The 956-nt window shown below is 69.8% G+C and carries 1 protein-coding gene; it reads right to left on the bottom strand.

All coding sequences use genetic code 11. The features are described 5' to 3' along the window. A partial coding sequence (locus V2S66_RS34300) for a tetratricopeptide repeat protein (RefSeq protein WP_330801017.1) occupies nt 1–943 on the bottom strand: 943 nt, incomplete at its 3' end. Nucleotides 944–956 lie beyond the last annotated feature (13 nt).

Here is a 956-nt window from a genome sequence, read left to right on the forward strand (position 1 = left end):
CAGCGTCAATGGGGTCTTGTTGGAGGGCGGCGGTGTAGTCGGCGACGGCCTCGTCAAACCGCCCCGCTTGACGATGAGCTTCCCCACGCTGAACGAGGGCCCAGGTGAGGGAGGGGTCGATCTCCAGGGCGGCGGTGTAGTCGGCGACGGCCTCGCCGAACCGCCCCGCCCGACGATGAGCTTCCCCACGCTCGACAAGAAGCCAGGTGAGGGAGGGGTCGACCTCCAGGGCGGCGGTGTAATCGGCGACGGCCTCGCCGAACCGCCCCGCCCGACGATGAGCTTCCCCACGAAGGGCGAGCACTGGGGGAGCGCTGGGGTCTTGTTGGAGGGCGGCGGTGTAGTCGGCGACGGCCTCGTCGAACTGGTCTGCCTGACGACGAGCTTCCCCACGCTCGACGAGGGCCCAGGTGAGGGACGGGTCGATCTCCAGGGCGGCGGTGTAATCGGCGACGGCCTCGCCGAACCGCCCCGCCTGACCGTGAGCCTGTCCGCGCGAGCCGAGTGCCACAGCGTCAGTGGGGTCTTGTTGGAGGGCGGCGGTGTAGTCGGCGACGGCTTCGTCGAACTGGTCTGCCTGACGACGAGCTTCCCCACGCTGAACAAGGGCCCAGGTGAGGGAGGGGTCGATCTCCAGGGCGGCGGTCAGGTCGGCGACGGCCTCGCCGAACCGCCCCGCCTGACCGTGAGCCTGTCCGCGCGAGCCGAGTGCCACAGCGTCAGTGGGGTCTTGTTGGAGGGCGGCGGTGTAGTCGGCGACGGCCTCGCCGAACTGGTCTGCCTGACGACGAGCTTCCCCACGCTGAACAAGGGCCCAGGTGAGGGAGGGGTCGATCTCCAGGGCGGCGGTGTAGTCGGCGACGGCCTCGCCGAACTGGTCGGCCTGACGACGAGCTTCCCCACGCTCGACAAGAAGCCAGGTGAGGGAGGGGTCGACCTCCAGGGCGGCGGTGTAA

The sequence above is a fragment of the Actinacidiphila polyblastidii genome (assembly GCF_036353415.1).
GTDB lineage: Bacteria > Actinomycetota > Actinomycetes > Streptomycetales > Streptomycetaceae > Actinacidiphila > Actinacidiphila polyblastidii.